At 54.6% G+C, this 20,479-nt stretch carries 19 protein-coding genes, 1 pseudogene and 1 riboswitch; of the genes and pseudogenes, 2 read left to right on the forward strand and 18 right to left on the reverse strand.

The window, feature by feature from the left end; genetic code table 11:
* Window positions 1-30 precede the first annotated feature (30 nt).
* A complete protein-coding gene (locus P398_RS0111855; protein ID WP_024370066.1) occupies window positions 31-1,728 on the reverse strand; it encodes a DAK2 domain-containing protein in 1,698 nt (565 codons plus the stop codon).
* Between the two features lie 22 nt (window positions 1,729-1,750).
* Window positions 1,751-2,113, reverse strand: coding sequence for an Asp23/Gls24 family envelope stress response protein (locus P398_RS0111860; protein ID WP_024370065.1), 363 nt, complete (start codon window positions 2,111-2,113; stop codon window positions 1,751-1,753).
* 251 nt (window positions 2,114-2,364) lie between these two features.
* Between P398_RS0111860 and rpmB the strand changes: the two genes are divergently transcribed.
* The gene (gene rpmB, locus P398_RS16625) at window positions 2,365-2,553 is read left to right on the forward strand and encodes a 50S ribosomal protein L28 (protein ID WP_015881349.1); all 189 of its coding nucleotides are present in this window, start codon (window positions 2,365-2,367) and stop codon (window positions 2,551-2,553) included.
* A gap of 57 nt (window positions 2,554-2,610) precedes the next feature.
* On the opposite strand, the gene P398_RS0111865 is transcribed toward rpmB, so the two are convergent.
* The 14 genes and pseudogenes from P398_RS0111865 to gmk form a co-directional block, all read right to left on the reverse strand.
* Entirely contained in the window at window positions 2,611-3,198 is a 588-nt protein-coding gene (locus P398_RS0111865; protein WP_029335417.1) for a thiamine diphosphokinase, read from the reverse strand.
* The gene (gene thiT, locus P398_RS0111870) at window positions 3,198-3,770 is read right to left on the reverse strand and encodes an energy-coupled thiamine transporter ThiT (protein ID WP_029335419.1); all 573 of its coding nucleotides are present in this window, start codon (window positions 3,768-3,770) and stop codon (window positions 3,198-3,200) included. Before thiT ends, P398_RS0111865 begins: the two co-directional genes overlap by 1 nt.
* Before the next feature lie 75 nt (window positions 3,771-3,845).
* Window positions 3,846-3,946: riboswitch (TPP riboswitch) on the reverse strand.
* Window positions 3,947-3,965: 19 nt separating this feature from the next.
* Window positions 3,966-4,622: a ribulose-phosphate 3-epimerase gene (gene rpe / locus P398_RS0111875; protein ID WP_029335420.1), complete on the reverse strand. Its 657-nt coding sequence runs from the start codon at window positions 4,620-4,622 to the stop codon at window positions 3,966-3,968.
* Window position 4,623: 1 nt separating this feature from the next.
* A complete protein-coding gene (rsgA, locus tag P398_RS0111880) occupies window positions 4,624-5,508 on the reverse strand; it encodes a ribosome small subunit-dependent GTPase A (RefSeq protein ID WP_029335422.1) in 885 nt (294 codons plus the stop codon).
* A 44-nt stretch (window positions 5,509-5,552) separates the two neighbouring features.
* On the reverse strand, window positions 5,553-7,487 hold the full coding sequence (gene pknB / locus P398_RS0111885) for a Stk1 family PASTA domain-containing Ser/Thr kinase (protein WP_029335424.1): 1,935 nt from the start codon (window positions 7,485-7,487) through the stop codon (window positions 5,553-5,555).
* A 5-nt stretch (window positions 7,488-7,492) separates the two neighbouring features.
* Window positions 7,493-8,227, reverse strand: coding sequence for a Stp1/IreP family PP2C-type Ser/Thr phosphatase (locus P398_RS0111890; protein ID WP_024370059.1), 735 nt, complete (start codon window positions 8,225-8,227; stop codon window positions 7,493-7,495).
* Between the two features lie 8 nt (window positions 8,228-8,235).
* Window positions 8,236-9,321 (reverse strand): 23S rRNA (adenine(2503)-C(2))-methyltransferase RlmN, encoded by a 1,086-nt coding sequence (rlmN, locus tag P398_RS0111895; protein ID WP_029335426.1) that lies wholly within the window; start codon window positions 9,319-9,321, stop codon window positions 8,236-8,238.
* A 3-nt stretch (window positions 9,322-9,324) separates the two neighbouring features.
* On the reverse strand, window positions 9,325-10,653 hold the full coding sequence (gene rsmB / locus P398_RS0111900; protein WP_024370057.1) for a 16S rRNA (cytosine(967)-C(5))-methyltransferase RsmB: 1,329 nt from the start codon (window positions 10,651-10,653) through the stop codon (window positions 9,325-9,327).
* Between the two features lie 3 nt (window positions 10,654-10,656).
* Entirely contained in the window at window positions 10,657-11,571 is a 915-nt protein-coding gene (gene fmt / locus P398_RS0111905; RefSeq protein ID WP_029336071.1) for a methionyl-tRNA formyltransferase, read from the reverse strand.
* 45 nt (window positions 11,572-11,616) lie between these two features.
* Window positions 11,617-12,042: pseudogene (def, locus tag P398_RS17155) on the reverse strand (peptide deformylase); the annotation flags it as partial.
* An 11-nt stretch (window positions 12,043-12,053) separates the two neighbouring features.
* Window positions 12,054-14,378, reverse strand: a complete 2,325-nt coding sequence (priA, locus tag P398_RS0111915) for a primosomal protein N' (RefSeq protein WP_029335427.1) — start codon at window positions 14,376-14,378, stop codon at window positions 12,054-12,056.
* Complete coding sequence (gene coaBC, locus P398_RS0111920) at window positions 14,375-15,565, reverse strand: bifunctional phosphopantothenoylcysteine decarboxylase/phosphopantothenate--cysteine ligase CoaBC (protein ID WP_029335428.1); 1,191 nt, start codon at window positions 15,563-15,565, stop codon at window positions 14,375-14,377. The genes priA and coaBC overlap by 4 nt, the downstream gene beginning before the upstream one ends.
* 59 nt (window positions 15,566-15,624) lie before the next feature.
* Window positions 15,625-15,834, reverse strand: a complete 210-nt coding sequence (gene rpoZ, locus P398_RS0111925) for a DNA-directed RNA polymerase subunit omega (RefSeq protein ID WP_024370054.1) — start codon at window positions 15,832-15,834, stop codon at window positions 15,625-15,627.
* A complete protein-coding gene (gene gmk / locus P398_RS0111930) occupies window positions 15,834-16,457 on the reverse strand; it encodes a guanylate kinase (protein ID WP_024370053.1) in 624 nt (207 codons plus the stop codon). The genes rpoZ and gmk overlap by 1 nt, the downstream gene beginning before the upstream one ends.
* Window positions 16,458-16,613: 156 nt before the next feature.
* Here gmk and P398_RS0111935 point away from each other — a divergent pair, with 156 nt between their 5' ends.
* Window positions 16,614-18,302: an Rqc2 family fibronectin-binding protein gene (locus P398_RS0111935; protein WP_024370052.1), complete on the forward strand. Its 1,689-nt coding sequence runs from the start codon at window positions 16,614-16,616 to the stop codon at window positions 18,300-18,302.
* Window positions 18,303-18,615: 313 nt separating this feature from the next.
* On the opposite strand, the gene P398_RS0111940 is transcribed toward P398_RS0111935, so the two are convergent.
* The gene (locus P398_RS0111940; protein ID WP_024370051.1) at window positions 18,616-19,551 is read right to left on the reverse strand and encodes an FUSC family protein; all 936 of its coding nucleotides are present in this window, start codon (window positions 19,549-19,551) and stop codon (window positions 18,616-18,618) included.
* On the reverse strand, window positions 19,548-20,378 hold the full coding sequence (locus P398_RS0111945) for a DUF4097 family beta strand repeat-containing protein (protein ID WP_024370050.1): 831 nt from the start codon (window positions 20,376-20,378) through the stop codon (window positions 19,548-19,550). The genes P398_RS0111940 and P398_RS0111945 overlap by 4 nt, the downstream gene beginning before the upstream one ends.
* Between the last annotated feature and the right edge of the window lie 101 nt (window positions 20,379-20,479).

A 20,479-nucleotide genomic window follows, 5' to 3' on the forward strand; every position in this document is an offset into this window, starting at 1 on the left:
ATTATACAGAAGGTAGGGCCGAGATACAGCTTATTCCACACTAAAAATATAGGAGTAGAGCGGTTGTTTCCCGTCATGGACCTCGATTTCGATCTCGTCGTTCTTCGATTCGATGTAAGCTGAGAGCGCTTCGACGTCTTCCGCCGACGAACCTTCACCTGTCAAAATCGTGACGATCTCGTCATCGGCATCGATGAGCGCATCGACGAGCTTTTTCGCCGCTTCGAGGCTCGAGCCCGATGAGGCGACAATTTTCTTCTCGGCGATGGCCATATGGTCATCTTTTCGAATCTCGATGCCGTCGATGCTCGTATCACGGACAGCATACGTCACTTGTCCAGACTTGACCGCAGACGCTGCCGCTTTCATGACCGACTCGTTCGTGTCCACGTCGGCTTCCGGGTTGAAGGCGATCGCTGCCGCGAGACCTTGCGGTACCGTCTTCGTCGGGATGACCGAGACGCCGCATGGCGCCACGGACGCCGCTTGTTCAGCTGCCATGATGATGTTCGAGTTGTTCGGGAAGATGAAGACGTGATCGGCGTTGGCCGCTTCGACCGCTTTCACGATATCTTCCGTCGACGGGTTCATCGTCTGGCCGCCTTCGATGACGTGCGCCGCTCCGAGTGAACGGAACAATTCACTGACGCCTTCACCCATCGCGACCGTCACGATCGCATACGGTGCTTTCGGCTTCGGTGCCGTCGCCGTCGGGGCAGTTGGTTGAACGCCATGTTGATTCGCGCCGTGCTCTTCTTCGAGAATCGTCGAGTGCTGTTGACGCATATTCTCGATCTTGACCGCGACGAGTTCGCCGAATCGCTGTCCTTTCGTGATGACATCGCCCGGTGTTTCCACGTGCACGTGGACTTTGAGCAATTCTTCATCCGCGACGACGAGAAGCGAGTCCCCGAGTTCAGACAGTTCGTTGCGGAACACGTCTTCATCAAACGGAGTATCTTTCAGTTTCTCGTCTTGGAACCGGACCATGATTTCTGTACAGTAGCCGAATTCGATGTCTTCGGTCGACATGAATCCTTGAGCGGAATGGGCGTGATGCTCAGCTTCGATGAGCGCATCCATGACCGGGGCGTGCGGCTTTTCGAGTTCTTTCCCTTCGAGTGTCGCGAGGAACCCTTCGTAAATCACGAGAAGGCCTTGACCACCAGAATCGACGACGCCGACTTCTTTTAAGACAGGCAACAAGTCCGGCGTCCGGTCGAGCGACGCTTTCGCCTCGGCGACGATCCGCTCCATGAATTCGTTGAAATCACTTGTCGATTCAGACGCTACGAGCGCCTCGTCCGCCGCTTCACGGGCGACAGTTAAAATCGTCCCCTCGACCGGCTTCATGACCGCTTTGTAAGCCGTATCGACACCGCGCTTGAGCGCTTCAGCAAAATCGACTGTCGTTAGTTCTGCCTTTCCTTCGATCGCCTTGCCGAAGCCGCGGAACAATTGGCTCAAAATGACGCCTGAGTTCCCGCGGGCTCCCATGAGCAATCCACGCGCGAATTTCGCCGATATGTCAGCGGCGTTCGCCGTTTCGAGCGCAGCGACTTCTTTCGCCCCTGACGTCATCGTCAAGTTCATGTTCGTTCCTGTATCCCCGTCTGGGACCGGAAACACGTTGAGCGAATCAACGTAATCCGCATTTTGACTCAAGTTGGCTGCTCCGTTTGCGATCATGTTCGCGAGCACCAATCCATCTAAACGTTGTAAACCCACACCAAATCCTCCTCCGATTCCGTCAGTCATTCGTCAGCCGAACGCCTTGGACGAATATGTTTACTGACGAAACGTTTAATCCTAACGTTTCACCGAGCGTATACTTCACACGACTTTGCACATTGTATGCGACTTCTGACACTTTCGTCCCGTAGCTCACGATAATGTGCATGTCGATATGTACGTCTTCACCATCTTGACGTACGACGACACCGCGCGCATAGTTCTCACGCTTCAAAAGTTCTGCGATTCCATCTTTCAATTGAGCCTGTGACGCCATGCCGACGACGCCGAAACATTCCATCGCAGCACCGCCTGCTAGTGTTGCCACGACATCGTTCGTAATGTCAATATTGCCATATGTTGTCTTCATATCAATTGCCATATGGAGTAGCCTCCTTCATTCAGAATGATTCCTTCACTACATTCTACAATATCCACCTAGTTATTTAAAGGACCTGCTCCTAAACTCGGTCAATTGTGCTGTAACCCTCATTCATTATTAAAATCCTTACCAGTAATGTCAAGTTTTTTTCTTGTCATACTATTATTTTCTAGTTGCATCGGGAAAAAAGCCGTGCTAATATAAACGAGTGTCTATTAGGACGAACCCACATAAAAAAGGAGGGGAAACGCATGGCACGTAAATGCTACGTAACAGGTAAATCACCTAAGTCAGGTAACAACCGTTCGCACGCACTCAACAAGACAAAACGTACTTGGGGTGTAAACGTACAAAAAGTTCGTATTCTCGTTGACGGTAAACCGAAACGCGTTTGGGTTTCAGCTCGCGCTCTTAAATCTGGTCTCGTTGAACGCGTATAATCTTATACACGAACGAAACAAATCCCAGCGGCATGCGCCGATGGGATTTTTTTGTGCTTATTTTTTTACATACATGACTAACACCGTACCGTCATGGACGATCAATTCCGCCGTTTCCGCTTCCCATTCGTTCGAGATCGTCAACGCCTCGTGGCTGACGACATGGTGGCGGTCGAGCGGATATTTGACGCCACGGATCGTGACGTTCGCCCGCTTCCATGGAATGAGCGACAAATAATGGTCATCACGCCGCGCAAGCGCGTGTCGGCCCTCCCGTGCGAGAGAGACGACTTGGCCGTCGGCATAAAGACACATCTCCGGGTAAGCCTCGAGCAACCCGATATTCCCGAGCGTCATGTCGAGCCGACCGCCTAGTGCACCGTAAACGAGTATTTCCGTGGCGCCATGGCCCCGTGCCGCCTCGAGGGCGATCTCGAGGTCGGTCACATCTTTCTCTGACGGATACCGAACCGCCTCAGTCGGCACCGGACCCGTCAAAGAATCAAAGTCACCGACGATGAGATCAGCCTCGATCCCATGGGTGAGGAGCGTCTCGTAGCCTCCGTCGACGCCGATGACGTAATCGACGTCGCGCGGGAGGGACGGAACAGGTGACGGACTGGCCGCCACGACCAACACCCGCATCAGCGAACGTCCCGTGTCGCGAGCGTCGCGAAGCGCGGTGCCGTCGTGAACAAGAGGACGAGCACGATTGTCGCAATCAAGAACGACGGGAGCATGTACGTCATGTTATAGCCGAGCGAATAGGCGACGACCGGTCCTTCCGCGTACTGGGCGAAGAAGACGATCCCTGACAAGACGTGAGCCGCGTAACGGAGAAGCGATCCGAGCAAGGCACCGAGAATCAAGTAAAAGACGAGCGTCTTTTTAGTGCCGTCATGGGCAGCTCGTTTCACTTGCCCGGCGAACACACCGGCCATACCGACGAGGCCATAAGCAAACGTGTAGTCGACTAAGAACTGGACAGGCGTGAAAATGTAGGCGCCAAACAGCAGTTGGAGCGTCCCGACGAGAGCGCCGGTCGCGAGACCGCCTTTCAACCCGTGCCGGTACGCCATCACGAAGATCGGCAACATGACGAGTGTGATCGAGCCTCCTTGCGGCATCCGGTACGGCATGAGCAAGTCAAAGATCAACGCGAGCGCCGAAAAGAGCGAGATCTCGATCAATGCTTGCAACTTCAATTTTTGTTTCATTTCTAATTCCCCCTTCTTCAAATGAGAACGACAAAAAGCAGCATGACGTAAACGCCATGCTGCTTGGATTCGCAACGTGCATTTTCGCCACATCCCTACGTCCGTGTGAACGGAACAGGTTCAAAGGGTTAGCGTATGCCTCTCAGCCACAGAATGTGACACCCCTTGCGACAATATTTGTTGTTCTATGAACGATTATACACGAGATGCGTTGCGAATGCCATCAATCGCGTCTTTATAGCTCGGCTCGTTGTAAATCGCCGAACCGGCGACGAGGACGTCGGCCCCGGCGTCGATGCACAATTTCGCTGTCTTCGCGTTCACCCCGCCGTCGATCTCGATTTCGAAATCGAGCCCGCGGGCAGAACGCATTTCGTTTAGAGCGGCAATTTTCGGGACGACCGATTCGATGAACGCCTGACCCCCAAAGCCCGGGTTCACCGTCATGAGAAGCACCATATCGACGTCTTGTACGACGTGCTCGATCGAACTGATCGGAGTGTGCGGATTCAAGACGACCCCACATTTCGCCCCGGCCGCCTTGATTTGTTGCAGGACGCGATGCAAATGATTCGTCGCCTCGACGTGGACGGTGACGATGTCCGCTCCGGCCTTGATGAAGTCTTCGACGAACCGCTCCGGCTGGTCAATCATCAAGTGGACGTCTAAAATCATGTCTGTCTTTTGACGTAAACTCGCAAGTACAGGCAATCCGATCGAGATGTTCGGGACGAATTGACCGTCCATCACGTCAAAATGGATATAGTCCGCGCCCGCCTCATGAACAGCTTTCACTTCCGCCTCCAAATTTGCAAAGTCCGCTGCCAAAATCGATGGTGCAATTTTAATCATGTTAGTACCTCCGTTGTCTATCGTTTAACTCTGCCATAAACGTAACATAATTCTCATAACGGGTGGAAGCGATTTCTCCAGTCTCGACCGCCGCCTTGACGGCGCAACCCGGCTCGTTCAAATGGGCACAACCCCGGAATTTACAATCATCATGGCGCTCGACGAACTCAGGGAAACACCAACGCATCTCTTCGACTTCAAGTTCTTGCGGGAACTCGAGACTTGAGAATCCTGGCGTATCGGCGACGAGTCCGCCCCCCAGTTGAATGAGCGTCACATGGCGGGTCGTATGCTTTCCGCGACCGAGCGATTTCGAGATTTTCCCGGTGGCAAGTTCAAGCTCTGGCGCGACGGCATTCAGGAGTGAACTTTTGCCGACCCCTGTCTGGCCGGCGAACACGCTCGTCTTATCTTGGAACAAGGCACGGATCGCTTCAATCCCCGCGCCGTCCTCGGTCGACGTCTCGATGACCTCGTAACCGATTGAGCGGTATAACGCAGCGGCCGCGGTAATGGCGGGACGCTCTTCTTCTTTGAGCAGGTCCATCTTCGTCAAGACGATGATCGGATGGACTTGCTTGGATTCGATCAAGACGAGGAACCGATCGAGCAAATGGAACGAAAATGCAGGTTCCTTCACTGAGAACAACAGAAACGCTTGGTCGATATTCGCGATCGGCGGACGGACGAGATGGTTCGACCGTTCATCGACGGCCAATATATAACCGGTGCCGTCCCCTTGGTCTTGTATGTCGACGTCGTCCCCGACGACAGGTGAGATGTTACGATTTCGAAAGTTTCCACGGGCACGGCAACGAATCTCTTGCTTCGCCTCGGTCATAACATCGTAAAACCCGCCCTGCAGGCGAATGATTGTTCCTTTCATCCTGTTTCCTCCTTAGAAAAAGAGGCGACGCGCACGCCACCTCTTTATTGTGAATCTTTAGCTTGTGCGTAGGTCACCGAATCGGTCCGGACGACTTCGCCGTCAACTTCGATCGTCGCTGTTCCGACTTCGCCTGGGGCGATGACGAGTGTGTACGAGTATGTCGTCGTCTCCGTTATTTTATCACGGAGCACCTCGATCTCACCACGTGCATCGACCGTACGAATGACGACCTCGACGGATTCAGCCGTCTCCCCTTCTGCCGGCGGCTCGATCTCGACGCTCACTTCACGTTCGATCGACGCATCGGTCGGCTCGACCCCGAGTGAGACGATGACCGTCAGCTCGGTGCCCGGGTCAACGGCCGTACCGGCCGTCGGGAGTTGCCGAATGATTTGATTTGCCGGCACACTCGTCGAATATTCGTCTCGCTTGACGATCTTCAAGTTGTTCTGTTCCGCGTAAGTCGTCGCTTCCTCGAACGTATACCCGGCCAAGTTGGCGAGCTCAATCTTATTGCTACCCGTCGACACGACGAGCGTGACCGTCACTTCGGACGGAATGACTTCTTCGCCTGGCGCGAGCGACTGCGAGATGACGTCCCCGCTGTCGACCGTCTCAGACGCTTCTTTTTGGATGTCGATATCCGTGAAATCTAAATCTTTCAACGTCCGTTCCGCCGCTGATTGCGACAATCCTTCGACGTCCGGCATTTGAACCGTCTCTTTACCGGCCGAGACGACGAGCGTGACCGTCGTGCCTCGTTTCGGCTTACGCCCGGATGGCGGGTTTTGAGAGATGACGTTCCCGGCCTCGATGTTATCACTCGCCCGTTCGGTCACGTCGACGACAAAACCGGACGATTCAAGTTCCGTCGTCGCGTCACCGACTGTCATGCCGACAACGTCCGGCACGACAGCGCGCGACATTTCATCAGCGACGACGTAAGCGCCGATCCCCCCGCCGATGAGCAAGAGCGCGAGGAGCAACCACAACCACCACTTCCGCTTTTTCTGCTTCGGTGGTTCAGCTTTTGGTTCGACCGGTTTGACCGGTTGCTCGGCGACGACTTTCGGCTCGTCCGGGACGACCGGTGCCATGACGAGTGTTTGATCGAACGCATCTTGTTCGGCGTTCACCCGCTTCGGCTCATTCGCCCGTTCCGGGTCAAGCGACGTCAGACAATCTTTTTTGAACGCCGCGACCGACGCATGTCGTGCCGCCGGTGATTTCGAGAGCGCCTGCATGATACAGTTCTCGAGCGCTTGTGGGATTTTTGGGTTCAAATCCATCGGTCGGATCGGGTCGTCTTGTAAATGTTGCAAGGCGACGGCGACCGGTGTCTCTCCGATGAACGGGACCCGCCCGGTGATGAGCTCGTATAGAACCGCCCCGAGCGAATAGATGTCTGATTTTTCATCAGCGAACTTCCCGCGCGCTTGCTCTGGCGAGAAGTAATGGACAGAACCGAGCACCGACATCGTATGGGTGAGCGTCGCGTTCGACATGGCGACGGCGATGCCAAAATCGGTCACTTTCACGTTCCCGTTCTGGTCAATCATCATATTTTGCGGTTTGATATCCCGATGGATGATCCGATTCGCGTGGGCGTGGTCAATCGCATCACAAATCTGTCCCATGATGCGTAACGCCTCTTCGACAGATATGTATTCTTCCTGCAAATATTGTTTTAACGTCATCCCATCGACATGTTCCATGACGATGTAATACAAATCTTCTTCTTCTCCGACGTCATAGATGGCGACGATATTCGGATGATTCAGGCTGGTTGCCGCATGGGCTTCTCGTTCGAACCGTCTGATGAACTGTTCGTTATGTGAGAATTCAGATCGTAACACTTTGATGGCGACGGTTCGGTTTAAAATCTCATCGTGAGCCCGATAGACATTTGCCATGCCGCCGCTGCCGATTTGCTGTTCGATCCGATAACGATCGTTGATTCGTTCTCCGCTTCGCATCGGATTCATCCTCTCTTTCTATCTGTAAACTGGACGATGGCGACAGTGATGTTGTCGCTCCCACCCAATCGATTCGCTTGATCGATCAATTGATCCGCTTTGACGTCAGCAGAAAGCGGACGTTCGAGCACGCGCAAAATGTCCTCGTCCGTCAAATGAGTCGTCAACCCGTCCGTACAGATCAAGATCGTGTCAAACTCAGGTTCGGCCAACACTTGCAAATCAGGTTCGACGTGTTCATTCGATCCGATGGCACGCGTGATGATATTTCGTTTCGGGTGAACGCGCATCTCTTCCTCGGTCAACTCACCGAGCTGTTTCAACACGTTGACGTAGGAATGGTCCTCGGTCAACTGTGACAACGCTCCGTTACGAAGCGCATAGACGCGACTGTCACCGACGTGGACGATGACGATCGTCTCGTCGTGCCAACAGACGCCTGCGATCGTCGTCCCCATCATGAGAAGGTTCGACTGTTTCGAAAACGCGAGCACTTGTTCATTCGCCAGTTCCACATTGTCGCGGAACCATTGTTCCATCTCCATCGGCGTGGCCGGAAGCGTCGGAAAAGCGCGACGAAACTGCTCGATGACGAGCTGACTCGCGACTTCTCCGGCTTCATGCCCGCCCATCCCGTCGGCGACGAGGGCGATGCCGGCATGCTCGTCCCCTAAAATCAAGACGGCATCCTCATTTTGCGCCCTCACCTGCCCACGATCGGTACGATAGGCTAATTCCATCTCTCCCATTACCTCGTTTCTTGTTCGCGCTCCTTCGCTCGAAGCTGCCCACAAGCCGCATCGATGTCCGAACCTTGCTCGCGACGAATCGTCACGTTCACTTTTCGGTTTTTGAGCACTTTTTCAAAGGCAAAAATCTGGCTGCGCGGCGTCCGGACGTAGTCGCGCTCGAGCACGTGGTTGACCGGGATCAAGTTGACGTGGCATTTGACGCCTTTCAACAAGTCGGCAAGCTGATGCGCGTGTTCTTCCGTATCGTTGACGCCACCGAACAGACCGTATTCAAACGTGATGCGACGACCGCTCTTCTCCGTATAATAATTGACGGCTTCCATCAATTTATCCAAGTTGTAAGCACGGTTGATCGGCATGAGACGCGTCCGAATCTCTGTCGTCGGAGCGTGAAGGGAGATGGCGAAGTTGATGCGCATCCCTTCATCCGCGAACTTGTAGATTTTCGGAACGATACCGCTCGTCGAGACGGTGATGTGACGTGATCCGATGTTCAACCCATCGTCGTGGTTGATCGTACGGAGGAAACGCATCAATTCGTCATAGTTGTCAAACGGTTCCCCGATTCCCATGACGACGACCGAGTCGACCCGCTCGCCGCTCGCATCGAGCGCACGTTGCACATCAAGCACTTGGGCCGTGATTTCACCCGCTTCTAGGTTACGTTTCAACCCGCCTAACGTCGAGGCACAGAACGTGCAACCGATACGGCAGCCGACTTGTGTCGTGACACAGACCGAGTTACCGTATTCATGGCGCATGAGCACCGTCTCGATCGAATAGCCGTCTTGGAGTTCGAACAAGAACTTGATCGTGCCGTCTTTTGACTCTTGACGAACGAGTTCTTTTAGCGTCGTCAACTGGAACGCCGCATCGAGTTTCTCGCGGAGCGGTTTTGATAAGTTCGTCATATCTTCGAACGAAGTCACACGTTTGACGTACATCCAGTCGTATAACTGTTTCGCCCGGAACGGTTTTTCTCCTGCTTCCACGAGCCATTGTTCGAGTTCCGTGTACGTCAATGAGTAGAGCGACGGCTTAGCGCCGACCAATGGATTTTTTTCAACTGCTTTTGGATTCATGGTTTATACCTCTTTCTTGAAGGCGGCAATATAGAAGCCGTCCGTCCCAAACGTCGTCGGGAGTAATTTGAGTTCAGCGCGGTCCGATGACACCATCGGCCGTAATACTTCTGGAAGACGATCACGGAGTGTCTCATCCCACGTCAATCCGTTCGACAAAATGTAGTCGGCCTGCTCTTCATTTTCAGACGGGTCGATCGTACATGTCGAGTACACTAGCGTACCACCTCGTTTTAAGAGAGGCAAGACGGCATCAATAATTTCACGTTGCACTTTCGGCAATCCGGCTAGCGCGGCTTTCTCTTTCGTCCATTTGATGTCCGGCTTCCGGCGAATGACGCCAAGACCTGAACAAGGGACGTCAAGCAAGATGCGATCAAAGCTTTCCGGCTCGAACTTGTCACCGGCGCCGCGTGCATCGAGGGCCAGTGCGGTCACTCCATCGATGTGTAGACGCTTCGCTTGACGTTCGATCAATTTCGCTTTATGCGGATGCAAGTCGAGGGCGACGAGCGTCCCGCCGTCCATCCGTTCGGCCGTATGCATCGCTTTCCCGCCTGGTGCCGCGCATGCATCGAGCACGTGTGACGACGCCTCGGCATCGAGCGCGTCGGCGACGATCATCGAACTCTCGTCTTGGATCGACAACAGTCCGATGTCGATGAATGACGTCTGATGGACGTTTCCTGACTCGATGACGAGCCCGTCTGCCGACAAGACTGACGGTATCGCGACAACACCGACGTCAGCGAGGCGTTCGATCATCTCTGCGACGCTGGCACGTTTTCGGTTGACCCGAACTGTCACCGGAGCCGGTTCGTTGTTTAGTTTACACATCGCTTCCGTCGCTTCGACACCGTACGTCTCAATCCAGTCCGCGACGAGCCAGTCGGGATGGCTATGCTCGACGGCGATGCGCTCGGCGTCAGGCAGTCCACTCAAATCAGGGAACCCGTCACGGATGACGTTGCGCAGCACACCGTTCACAAATTTCCCTGTGCCGGAATGCCCCATTCGTTTCGCGATCTCAACTGCTTCGTGCAATACGGCCCGGTCCGGCACTTTGTCGAGATAAAACAGTTGATACACGCTCATCCGGAGAAGCGGCAAGACGAAACGGTCGAGCTTTCTCGGGTTGTGGATTCGCTTCTCTAAAATGTAGTCGAGCGTCCGTTTTCGCCCGAGCGTCCCATAGACGAGCTCGGTATATAAGCCGACATCTTTCGTCGCCAATTTCTTTTGGTTCAGCAACTCGTTGACCGCGATCGTCGAGTAAGCCCCACCTTGTTCAATTTTAATCAGCGTCTCTAGCGCTGCGTGTCTGACATTCATGATTTATCCTCCTAATCGGTCGCCGACTTGTAACTTCTGTCCTGCGCCGCGCATGAACGTGGAACCGTCCATCCGTTTTTTACCGGCCGGTTGAAGCTCGACCACTTTGATCGCGACCGCATCGCCCGTCGCGACGACGAAACCGTCGTCTTCTAACCGGACGATCGTTCCGGGTTCACCTGTCCCGGTCGTCTTCTCACTCGAAAACACTTTCACCCGTTCGCCTGCAATCAATGTGTAGGCCGTCGGGAACGGATTCATGCCTCGAATGTGGTTGAAGATCGCTTCGCCCGGTTGAGACCAGTCTAACTGTTCCCGATCCCGGCTGATGTTCGGGGCGAACGTGACGTCACGCTCGTCTTGCGGTACCGCTTCAATCCAACCTTCGAGGAAAGCCGGCAACGTTTGAATCAATAAGTCCGATCCGGCGACCGCGAGCTTCTCAAACAGCGTCCCGACCGTATCCGTCTGTTCGATCGGTACGATCGTGTTCGCGATCATGTCACCTGCATCGAGCTTATCCACCATATACATGATTGTCACGCCTGTCTCTTTCTCTCCATCAAGGATCGCTTGATGGATCGGCGCCCCGCCCCGATATTTCGGGAGCAGTGAGGCGTGGACGTTAATGGCGCCATGGGTCGGGGCCTCTAACAGCTCGGTCGGGACGATTTGCCCGTACGCCGCCGTCACGATCAAGTCCGGTTCGAGCGCTAAAATGTCCGCATAATCGGTGCGGACTTTCTCTGGCTGCAACACCGGGATGCCGTGGCGGAGCGCACATTCTTTCACCGGCGTCGGCTTCAACTCTCGTTTACGTCCGACCGGTTTGTCCGGTTGTGAGACGACACCTACGACATTGTATCCTTCTTCGAGCAAGCGCTCAAGTACGGAAACGGCGAACGTCGGCGTGCCCATGAAGACGATACGTTGGTCGGTCCCTTTCCGCGGGACGGCCAATTTATCGGTGAACAACACGCCGTCCAAATGATCGATCTCATGTTGAATCGCGCGGGCGAAAAAGCCGCTCGCCTTCACGTGTTGCTCGCGTCCTTTCATGTCTTGCGTCTTGACGACGATCGTCTCGTGGCGCTCGACAAACCCGAATTCACCAGGAATGCTCAGACAACCTTCAAGTCCGACTTCTTTTCCAGACGTCTCGACGATCTCTGGATTGATCAAGACGAGCGGTCCCGTCTCATCATCGGTGTGAACGACGGCGAGCCGTTGATTCAAGTTCACTTGCGGGGCCGCAACGCCGACTCCGTCATACTCATACATCGTATCGAACAGCCGGTCGACCGTCTGGCGCAACTTCTTATCGAATTTCGTCACCGGTTCACAAACGACACGTAAAATCTCGTTTGGTACTTCTACTACTTTATACATTTCATTCCACCTCACATGAATACGTATGGGTTAACATCGATACTCAGTTGATATTCTTTCTTGCTGATCGCTTTCGCCCGCGCTTGTTGAAGCATGGCGAGCACCGGATAAAGCGCCTCGGGTTGTTTCGTCTTGATGAACAGTTGATAGCGGTACATGTTTTTAAGTTTGGACAACGGGGCGGGCATCGGCCCGTTCAACCGCGACTGTTCGACGTGAGCGTTCATAAAGTCTTCGGCGAACTGCTCCGCCTCGGTTTGGGCGACGAGCGGATTTTCAGCCGCAACCGTGATGAGCGTCATGTACCAGTACGGCGGATGGCTCCCGACTTGCCGCAGCTTCATCTCTTGTTCGTAAAACGATTCGAAGTCGTGATGGCTCGCCGTCTCGATGACGTAATGGTCCGGGTTGTACGTCTGGACGTACGCCTCGCCCGGCAATTTGCCTCGTCCGGCGCGACCGGCGACTTGGGTCACGAGTTGGAACGTGCGCTCGGTCGCCCGAAAATCCGGCATGCCGAGCGTGGCGTCGGCCGCGAGCACCCCGACGAGCGTGACGTTCGGGAAGTCGAGCCCTTTGGCAATCATTTGCGTTCCGAGCAAAATATCGGCTTCCCCGTCCTCGAACCGTTTGAGTAGCTGCTCGTGCGACCCTTTCCGTGACGTCGTATCTTGGTCCATCCGAATGATTCGGGCGTCCGGGATCCGGTTCAACAGCTCGGTCTCGATCTTTTGTGTGCCGGTGCCGAACTGTTTGATTTTCTTGCTGTCACACGTTGGACATTTCGACGGCATGCCCATCTCATAGCCACAATAATGGCACTTCAGACGGTCGCCGTGCTGATGATACGTCAAGTTGACCGCACAGTGGGGACAGGTGAGTCCCTCGCCGCAATCCCGGCACATGACGAACGTCGTGAAGCCACGGCGATTGAGCAAGATGACGCACTGTTCTTTTTTCGCGATGCGGTCATTGATCGCTACAAATAAATCTTCCGAGAACATCGTCGTGTTCCCGCGGGCGAGCTCGCGCCGCATATCAATGATATGGACCGGCGGCATCTCTCCGCCGTATCGTTCTTTCAAATGTAAATAACGGTACACGCCTCGCTGGGCGCGGGCATACGTCTCGAGCGATGGGGTGGCGCTGCCGAGCACGACCGGACAACCGTGGTAGCGGGCTCGCCAAATCGCGACGTCTCGGGCGTGATAGCGTGGGTTTTCTTCTTGTTTATACGTCGTCTCATGCTCTTCGTCGAGAATGATGAGGCCGATTCGTTCGAGCGGTGCGAACACGGCCGAACGCGCGCCGACGACGACATCGACTTCACGGCGTTTGATTTTCCGCCATTCATCATACTTTTCGCCTTGTGAAAGGGCGCTGTGCAGAACGGCGACCCGGTCACCGAACCGTCGTTTGAACCGTTTCACCATCATCGGAGTCAAACTGATTTCCGGGACGAGCAAAATCGCTTGTCGCCCTTCGTCGACGACACGTCCGATCGCTTCGAGGTACACTTCCGTCTTTCCGCTGCCGGTCACACCGTGCAACAATAGCGTCTCCCCCGCTTCCGCTTCGCGAATCGCTTTGACGGCGACCGTTTGACTGTCGTTCAACTCGACCGTCTCGGACACTTGTTCAATCAATGCGTACGGATCGCGATTTAATTCGACTTCGGTCACACGGACGGCGCCGAGCGACTCAAGCTTTTGCAGTTGCGAACGGGACAGCCCGATTTGACGGAGCGAAGACCAGTACATGCGCGGGACCTCTTCTAACAATCGAATCGCTTCAAGCTGTTTCTTCGCACGGGCCGGGACGACCGCCGCGTCGACGAGCTCGATGACGAGGTCCGTTTTGACCGTCCGTTTCTCTTTGAGGACGGGCGACAACGTCAACTCGCCTTTTTTCGCACGTTCTAAAATGACGGATTGGACGTCTTTCGGATATTCCGATAAATGTGTGCCGGCACGGACACCTTCCGGCAGAGCCGTGCCGCTGATTTCTTTATCGTAACTCACTTTCAACGCGGCCGGGAGCATCGCGAGGAGAGCCGACGATCGAAAACATAGCGTCGTCTCTTTCACGTGCGTCGACAAGTCGAGCAGCTCCTCGGTCAACGAAGACGTCTCGTCCAACAGCGCCTCGAGCGGTTTCAACCCTTCTCTCGTTCCGGCGGACACACCCGTCACGATGCCGAGCAGACGCCGAGAACCGAACGGGACCGAGACGCGCATTCCTGGCTCGATGAGCGATTCGAACTGGACCGGTACCTCATAGTCGAACGGGCGGTCGATCGTGATGACCGGCGCATCGACGTGGACATGGGCAATCATTGGATCGCATCCTTAAATTGAAGCAGCAACTCGTGCGCCAACTTCTGTTTCGATTGTCGCGGTAGACGGAGCGTGGATCCGTCCGCACGAAACAGTGTGACCTCATTCTCCTCTGCCCCGAACCCGATGCCCGGCGTCGCCACGTGATTCGCCACGAGGTAGTCGACGCGTTTTTTCTCGAGTTTGTCCCGGGCATGCGTCTCTAACTGCTCCGTCTCGGCGGCGAAGCCGACGACCACTTGGTGCGTCTTCTTCATCCCGAGCGTCTTCAAAATATCGGTCGTCTCCTCGAGTTCGATCGTCAACGGTCCGTGCACTTTTTTATGTTTCTCGGCGTGGACCGTTTTCGGGCGGTAGTCGGCGACTGCCGCCGATTTGATGACGAGGTGTTGTGTGTCGAAATGGCCGAGCACTGTCTCGAGCATATCTGCACTCGATTCAACGGGGATGGCCCTCACGCCGGCCGGGACCGGGATTTGCAACGGACCGTGCACGAGTGTGACGTCCGCCCCCATATCTCGGGCCGCCTCGGCGAGGGCGACGCCCATCTTTCCTGACGAATCGTTCGACAGGAAGCGGACCGGGTCGATGCGTTCGACCGTTGGCCCCGCTGTCACGAGCACCCGTTTTCCGAGCAGATGTTTCGGGACGAACTGGCTCTCGATAATGCGCAACAAGTCTTCCGGTTCCGGTAAACGTCCCCCGCCGATCCAACCGCAGGCGAGGTTGCCGACACCCGGCTCGATGATTTGGTAACCGTATGATTTCAACGTCTCGATGTTACGTCGTGTCGCCGGATGGTCGAGCATATTGACGTTCATCGCCGGTGAGACGATGACCGGACATGTTGCCGCTAAGATCGAGGTCGTGATGAAGTCGTCGGCGATCCCATTGGCGAGCTTGGCGATCATGTTCGCCGTCGCCGGGGCGACGACGATCAAATCACTCGTGTCGACGACGTCGATATGCGCGATTTTCGTCGGATCGTGCTCTTCGAACACGTCCGTATACACCGGATTGCGACTGAGCGCTTGAAACGTCGCTTTCCCGACGAACTGTTCAGCTGACTGCGTCATCGCCACGCGGACGTTCGCACCCGCTTGAACGAGTTTCGATGTGAGTGCACACGCCTTATAGGCGGCGATGCCACCACTCACGCAAAGCAAGATGTTCCGATCGTTCACCATTCACAATTCTCCCCTTTATAGACAATGAGACCCAAGTCGCAAACGACTTGGGTCACCATTCATCCGTTGTTTTTTTCGTTCACGATGATTGTCGTGTCACCCGAAAACAGTTCTTCTAGCGCTTGTCCGACCGGCTTATACGATTTTGGCGCGGTGATTTTCGGAGCTTTTCCGTCCTGGATTTGGCGGGCCCGCTTCGCGGCGACCGTTACGATCGTATACTTCGACGGGATTGTACGTTGTAAGGCATCAATCGAAGGGTATAACATTAAATGACCTCCATCATGGCTTTTTTATAGAGAGATGCGACACGTTCACGTTTGCAATGCTCGGCCGTCACGATCGCTTTAATACGATCGATCGCTTTCTCGACTTCATCATTGGTCACGACGTAATCGTATGCGTCCATCAATTCAATTTCTTCACGAGCGACGAGCAAACGTTGCTTGATGACTTCTTCAGATTCTGTACCTCGGCCGACGAGACGGTTACGAAGTTCTTGCAGGCTTGGCGGGGCCAAGAATAAAAAGACGGCTTCCGGGAAACGTTCTTTCACTTGGAAAGCACCTTGGACTTCAATCTCTAAAATGACGTCCTTACCGCCCTCGAGCGTCTCGCGTACCCATTCGACCGGCGTCCCGTAGTAGTTCCCGACGAACTCGGCGTGTTCGAGCAGCTGGTCGTGCTCGATCATGTCTTCAAACTGTTCTCTCGTCTTAAAGAAGTAATGCACTCCCTCGACTTCTCCTTCGCGTGGTTTCCGCGTCGTCGCCGACACCGAATACTGAAGGTTGTTATCCTCTTCCTCGCGGAGCACACGGCAGACCGTGCCTTTGCCGACACCACTTGGACCGGACAAGACGATTAATAATCCTCGTTCTTTAAAATTCAATGCATTGCCCTCCATCTTCTAACATCACATTTCATAATAATAGCAGTCAATCGATTGTTACGGCAAGAAGAAGTTCGGATTTCCTACTTCATCGTACCATATTTTCCGGTAATCTGATAACGTAGAGACAGAAAAAGAACAAAGGTGATGAGACTAGTGGCATATGATGGATTAATGACATATCGTGTCGTGACAGAATTACAGGCGCTCGTCGGCGGACGAATCAATCGCGTCCACCAACCGTACGCGCTCGACTTGATGATTCAAGTGCGGTCGAACCGGCAGAGCGTGCAGTTGCTCGTTTCGGCGAACGCGATGTACGCGCGGCTTCAACTGACGGATACCTCGATTAAAAACCCGCAAGAGCCTCCGATGTTTTGTATGATGCTCCGGAAACATATCGAGGGCGGCTTCATTACGGCCGTCGAGCAAATCGGACGGGACCGGGTCATCGTCTTCTCGATTCGCTCGCGCAACGAACTCGGCGACGAAGAGAACAAGAAAGTATATATCGAATTGATGGGACGTCACTCGAACGTCATCTTGACCAATGAGGACGGTAAAATCTTGGATGCGATCAAGCACTTGCCCCCGTCACAAAACACGTATCGGACGATCATGCCGGGAAGCGACTATTTGTTGCCACCCGCGCAAGACAAAGCCGATCCGCTCACTGGGCGGGAGGACGGATTGAAACGAATCGACTGGAACGCAGGCAAGCTCGATAAACAGCTCGTCGCTCACTTTTCCGGGCTCAGCCCTCAAGTCGCCCAAGAGATCGTGCACCGGGCCAACGTACCGAACCGAGCGAGCATCGAGACGGCGTTCAAGAGCGTAATCGATGACCTCACGGGGCCGTACGTGTTTCAACAGCTCGCCTCTGGCAAAGAACGATTCGCCCCGCTTCGCCTGACGTTCGGGGACGTCACGTCTGAAGAGACGTACGACACGAGCAAGGAAGTGCTCGATCGCTTTTTCTACGAGAAAGCGAACCGGGACCGCGTCAAGCAGCAGGCCCATGACGTCGAGCGTCTGCTCAAGTCTGAGCTCGAGCGCAACCAGTTGAAACGAAAGCGTCTGCTTGAAGATTTGAAAGCGACAGAACGGTCCGATGAGCTCCAAAAATATGGCGAGCTCTTGACGACCTACTTGTTCCAACTCGAGAAAGGGATGAAAGTCGCCCACGTCGTCGACTACTACGATGAAGACGGCGCCATGATCGACATCCCGCTCGACCCGCTCAAAACACCGAATGAGAACGCGCAACGTTACTATAAGAAGTACAACAAACTAAAAGTCGCCAAAGTCGAGGTACAAAAGCAAATCGAGTTGAACGAGGCCGAAATCAGTTATTTAGAGACGCTCGTCGCCCAACTCGATGTCGCCTCCCCTCGTGATATCATCGAGATTCGCGAAGAACTGGCCGAGGGCGGTTATATCCGCCAAAAGCGCCAGAAGAAAAAACAAACGGCAAAAGTCGCGCTCGAAGGCTATACGTCATCGACCGGTACCGAGTTTTATGTTGGCAAGAACAATACGCAAAACGACCACTTGACGTTCAAGTTCGCGCGTCGTGATGAGATTTGGCTCCACGTGAAAGATATCCCAGGCTCACACGTCATCATCCGCTCGACCGACCCGGATGAGACGACGCTCCTCGAAGCGGCGACGGTCGCGGCCTACTTCTCGAAAGCCCGTGCCTCGAGCGGTGTTCCCGTCGACTACACGAAAGCACGCTACGTGAAAAAACCGAGCGGCGCCAAGCCCGGGTTCGTCATCTATACGGATCAGCAGACGGTGTACGTCACGCCGGATGAGCGGCTCGTCAAATCACTCCAGCAATGAGTTCAGGCCACGTCATGCGACGTGGCCTTGATTGTGGATGTCGTATAAATCGATGCTTCCTATCCCCTCCGCCGGCACCCTCCGTTCCTGGGGCGATGCGGATGCCTCCGCAGTGCGTCCCGCACTTTACGGGGTCATCCTTGCATCGCTCTCCCCTAGGAGTTCGGGTGCCGCTCGGGCATCATCGAGCGTGGCATCTCTCATCTTCCGCCAAGAGATAACGTTGAGTGGTCGCTCGTCCGTGGCGCCGAAAGGACGAGCTCTTTATCAGGCAATCATAAACGAAGGCCCCGTCGCTTGACGGGGCCTTCGTTTATTTCGGGTCATGTTTGAACAACTCAAGCTGTTCATGGTAGTCGAGCAAGTGCCCGTGTAAAATTTCAGATACGGATAAATCTTCATGGGGCAACGTGAACAGCGAATACGGCTTGTCACACGTGTACAAGATGTCGTGGTGATGCGCGAGTAAGTATAAAAACTCGGACTCGAACGCCTTCCGCTCTTCCTCGTCCATCAATAAGAGCGCCTCGCGATGTTCCGCTAGGCTCTCAAGCAAGAGCACGAGCTTGTCCTCGAGATGGATCAACAGCCGATACTGCTTGATCGTCAAATGCTTCAGCTTCACGTTCGTCACTTTCATATCTTCTTGGAGCATCATATGAAGTTCTTGATGCCCGAGAATCCGGGCCCGTGTCTCGAGCAGCTCACCCGGTGACCCGACGAGTTCACGCCAATGATGGAACATATACGCCGACGTCTTGCGAATCTCGCCGAGGAGCCGGTCTTCGTAACGTGGCGGCAAGAACGCATAGTTCACGCCGAGCGAGACGAAGACGCCGACCGCGGTCAACAGTGAACGCGTCCACGCGTAGTGAAAGAAGTCGGTCGTCGGGTTCTCGAGCATGAGCACGATGGCGAACGCCGCGTACGTCGACATGTGCGTCTTGTCGAACGTCGTGTTCAGCGTCAAGGCGACGATGACGGCGAGACCGATCGAGATCGGGTTCACGCCGAACGCATAGACGATGAGCAAGCCGCACATCAGTCCAACCATCGTCCCGAAAATACGGCTGAACACGATTTTCGAGGAACGTTTGACGGTCGGTTGCATCGCGACGACCGCGGCGATGGCGCCCATGCCCGAATAAATTCCGAACACATACCACGACAATGCGATCGTGATCGCGACGGCGATGCCCGTCTTCAACGTCCGGAGTCCGACTTTCGGGATGTATCGCTTATCTATCATTTCAATTCAACCTTCCCTGTCTCAGCAATCAAATGGATCGTCGGTCGATTCGAGTTTGACAGCTGATACACACCGCCGCCAATTTCGTTATAACGGTCGGCCGCGGTCACACTGCCACCCGTATTAACGTTCACTTGCCCGGTCGCATGTCGCGGCTCGAACGTGAGCGCCCCGGCCTCGGTTTGAACGGTCAACGCCTGATTGACGACGATGTCGCGCACGGACGCCTCGCGGTAAGAACGGATATCCGCTTGCACGACCCGGACCGTCTCAAGCGTCACATCACTCCGCGTCTCGACGCGGAGTCGGTCCGACTCGACTTTCGTCAAGTTGACCGCATTCGCATCCAAGACGATCGACTTCGCGATCAAACCTTGTCCCGTCACTTGTTCGGCCGTCACATCAATCGATGTCATCGAGCTCGGCAGGGCGACGCGTATTTTATAGCGTGACGGAGACTCGCTCGGTCGGCTGCCGAACTGGCTGAAGCGGCCGAACCGTTCGACGACCGAAATCGTATCCCCGACCGCCTTCACTTTTACTGTCCGTTCCTTCGAGTTCGTCTGCAGCACCTCGATTTGCACTTTTTCATTCGTGCTGCGGACGAACTCGACATTGCCGTGTGCCGTCTCAAGCCGAAGCTTCTTCATTTGGTAGCGGTCCTCGTATTTGTCCCCGAGTGCCAACACGTCGCTAAATACGAATAAGTTCACAAAAAAGAGGACGGGGAGGGCGAGGAAAACGAGACCGAACGTGATTTTACGATGCTTCGGGATGTCTTGAAAGCGGGCTTTCCACGACTTCCCTTTCATTCTAGAGTACGCCATATCTATCTCCTTCTTCATCTGCTTTCCCTATTCTAACACGTTCAGTATCCCATGGTGCGCATAGAAAAAGAATCCGCCCGAAGGTGGATTCTTAGAAGGGT

The sequence above is a fragment of the Exiguobacterium aurantiacum DSM 6208 genome (genome assembly GCF_000702585.1).
GTDB classification, from domain to species: Bacteria; Bacillota; Bacilli; order Exiguobacteriales; family Exiguobacteriaceae; genus Exiguobacterium; species Exiguobacterium aurantiacum.

What these genes read in the sequence shown, in the direction of transcription:
- P398_RS0111860 (WP_024370065.1), bottom strand. Translation starts at nt 2,113, where the DNA reads ATGGCAATTGATATGAAGACAACATATGGCAATATTGACATTACGAAC.
- rpmB (WP_015881349.1), top strand. Translation starts at nt 2,365, where the DNA reads ATGGCACGTAAATGCTACGTAACAGGTAAATCACCTAAGTCAGGTAAC.
- P398_RS0111865 (WP_029335417.1), bottom strand. Translation starts at nt 3,198, where the DNA reads ATGCGGGTGTTGGTCGTGGCGGCCAGTCCGTCACCTGTTCCGTCCCTC.
- thiT (WP_029335419.1), bottom strand. Translation starts at nt 3,770, where the DNA reads ATGAAACAAAAATTGAAGTTGCAAGCATTGATCGAGATCTCGCTCTTT.
- rpe (WP_029335420.1), bottom strand. Translation starts at nt 4,622, where the DNA reads ATGATTAAAATTGCACCATCGATTTTGGCAGCGGACTTTGCAAATTTG.
- rsgA (WP_029335422.1), bottom strand. Translation starts at nt 5,508, where the DNA reads ATGAAAGGAACAATCATTCGCCTGCAGGGCGGGTTTTACGATGTTATG.
- pknB (WP_029335424.1), bottom strand. Translation starts at nt 7,487, where the DNA reads ATGCGAAGCGGAGAACGAATCAACGATCGTTATCGGATCGAACAGCAA.
- P398_RS0111890 (WP_024370059.1), bottom strand. Translation starts at nt 8,227, where the DNA reads ATGGAATTAGCCTATCGTACCGATCGTGGGCAGGTGAGGGCGCAAAAT.
- rlmN (WP_029335426.1), bottom strand. Translation starts at nt 9,321, where the DNA reads ATGAATCCAAAAGCAGTTGAAAAAAATCCATTGGTCGGCGCTAAGCCG.
- rsmB (WP_024370057.1), bottom strand. Translation starts at nt 10,653, where the DNA reads ATGAATGTCAGACACGCAGCGCTAGAGACGCTGATTAAAATTGAACAA.
- fmt (WP_029336071.1), bottom strand. Translation starts at nt 11,571, where the DNA reads ATGGGCACGCCGACGTTCGCCGTTTCCGTACTTGAGCGCTTGCTCGAA.
- priA (WP_029335427.1), bottom strand. Translation starts at nt 14,378, where the DNA reads ATGATTGCCCATGTCCACGTCGATGCGCCGGTCATCACGATCGACCGC.
- coaBC (WP_029335428.1), bottom strand. Translation starts at nt 15,565, where the DNA reads ATGGTGAACGATCGGAACATCTTGCTTTGCGTGAGTGGTGGCATCGCC.
- rpoZ (WP_024370054.1), bottom strand. Translation starts at nt 15,834, where the DNA reads ATGTTATACCCTTCGATTGATGCCTTACAACGTACAATCCCGTCGAAG.
- P398_RS0111940 (WP_024370051.1), bottom strand. Translation starts at nt 19,551, where the DNA reads ATGATAGATAAGCGATACATCCCGAAAGTCGGACTCCGGACGTTGAAG.
- P398_RS0111945 (WP_024370050.1), bottom strand. Translation starts at nt 20,378, where the DNA reads ATGGCGTACTCTAGAATGAAAGGGAAGTCGTGGAAAGCCCGCTTTCAA.